Genomic DNA, 1,503 nt, shown 5'->3' on the forward strand with positions numbered 1-1,503 from the left:
GCCGGGATGGGCTGGGGCCCGGGGCGCGGCGTGGAGTGACCCGGGGGCGGCGCGCGGCGGAAGTCCGCGGAGCCTTGGACGTTGACGGATTCCTCGGCGCGCGGTGCCGTCTGTGCCAGCGAGGCGGCGGAGGAGAGCAGGACGACGGCGAGGGTCAGGGCCTTCATGGTGTGCATCCTTGGGGGTGTTCTTGCTACCACCCATCTGACGGGACAGAGGGCCGTTCATTCAAGCCCCCCACCCCTGCATCCCATGAAGACCCGGGGGGCTCTCAGCCGCGCTTGGAGACGACCTGGCCGTCGGCGCCAATCTCGTAGACGAGCGGCACGCCCGTGGCGAGCTCCAGGCCCACCACCGTCTCACCGGACAGCTTGTCCAGGCGCATCACCAGGGAGCGGTTGGAGTTGCCGTGCGCCACGACGAGCACGTTCTTTCCCTGGCGCAGGTCGCCCGCGATGGCGCGGTCGAAGAAGGGCAGCACGCGCTTGGCCGTCATCTCCAGGGACTCGCCGTTGGGGGGCGGGACGTCATAGGAGCGGCGCCAGATGTGGACCTGCTTCTCGCCGAACTCCTTGGCGGCGTCCGCCTTGTTGAGGCCCTGCAGGTCGCCGTAGTGGCGCTCGTTGAGGGCCGCGTCACGGATGACGGGCGGGGTCTGCCCCAGCGTCTCCAGCAGGATGGCCAGCGTCTGCTGCGCGCGGCTGAGGGCGGAGGTGTAGGCGACGTCGAACTTCACGCCCTGGAGGGCCTCCGCGGCCTTGCGGGCTTCGGTGCGGCCCTGCTCGGTGAGGGGCACGTCCACGAAGCCGGTGAAGCGGTTCTCCAGGTTCCAGAGGGACTGACCATGACGGACGAGGGCGAGGATGGGCATGGCCCCCCTGCTAGCCCAACCGGGGGCGGGGGGAAAAGAGGCAAGCCCCGTCCACCCGCCCGGCCCGTCGTCCTGCCGCCACGCTGGGGGGCGCGTTCAGCCGGCGGCCTGGGCTTCGGACTGGAGGCGCTCGCACACGGCCGCCACCGCGCTCAGCGTGTTGAACAGGTCCACCATGCCCACCTGGAGGCCCAGGTCGTCCTCGATGCGGTTGGCCAGCATCGTGGCCAGCAGCGAATTGCCACCCACCTCCAGGAAGTGGTCCTCGGGCCGCACGGCGTCCACGCCCAACAGCTCCTGCCAGTACCCCGCCAGCCGCGCCTCCATGGGCGAGGGGCCTGCGCTCTGTGTGCTCACGGTGGGGTCCTCCGGATGCTGGATTTGCCGCAAATTGAGGAAAATAGAACTACCGCGTCAAGGCTGACCGCGCCAGGGCAGGCAGGCGGGCTTCGTGCGCCCCCGGTTTCCTGACTTCCCTGGCAGGCTCGCGGGCCATGGACCACGCGAACGAGGCCGGAGCGGCCGCCGGGGACGAGGACGCGCCCATGGCGGTGGCGGTGGTGGGGCTGGCGCTGCGCTTCCCGGGGGCGGAGGACGCGCGCCAGTTCTGGCGCAACCTGGTGGGCGGGGTG

General features: G+C 70.9%; 3 protein-coding genes. 1 reads left to right on the plus strand and 2 read right to left on the minus strand.

What is annotated here, in order from left to right; genetic code table 11:
- Positions 1–271 precede the first annotated feature (271 nt).
- Positions 272–871, minus strand: coding sequence for a 2,3-bisphosphoglycerate-dependent phosphoglycerate mutase (locus D7X96_RS38985; RefSeq protein ID WP_120553210.1), 600 nt, complete (start codon positions 869–871; stop codon positions 272–274).
- Positions 872–967: 96 nt separating this feature from the next.
- Positions 968–1,228, minus strand: a complete 261-nt coding sequence (locus D7X96_RS38990) for a phosphopantetheine-binding protein (RefSeq protein ID WP_120553211.1) — start codon at positions 1,226–1,228, stop codon at positions 968–970.
- Between the two features lie 188 nt (positions 1,229–1,416).
- Between D7X96_RS38990 and D7X96_RS41845 the strand changes: the two genes are divergently transcribed.
- The coding region (locus tag D7X96_RS41845; RefSeq protein WP_368667114.1) for a beta-ketoacyl synthase N-terminal-like domain-containing protein at positions 1,417–1,503 on the plus strand (87 nt) is incomplete at its 3' end.

Source organism: Corallococcus interemptor (genome assembly GCF_003668875.1).
In the GTDB taxonomy this organism is placed as follows: domain Bacteria; phylum Myxococcota; class Myxococcia; order Myxococcales; family Myxococcaceae; genus Corallococcus; species Corallococcus interemptor.

Bases quoted from the DNA above. Each gene is read 5' to 3' on its own strand.
- D7X96_RS38985 (WP_120553210.1), bottom strand. From the start codon at position 871: ATGCCCATCCTCGCCCTCGTCCGTCATGGTCAGTCCCTCTGGAACCTG.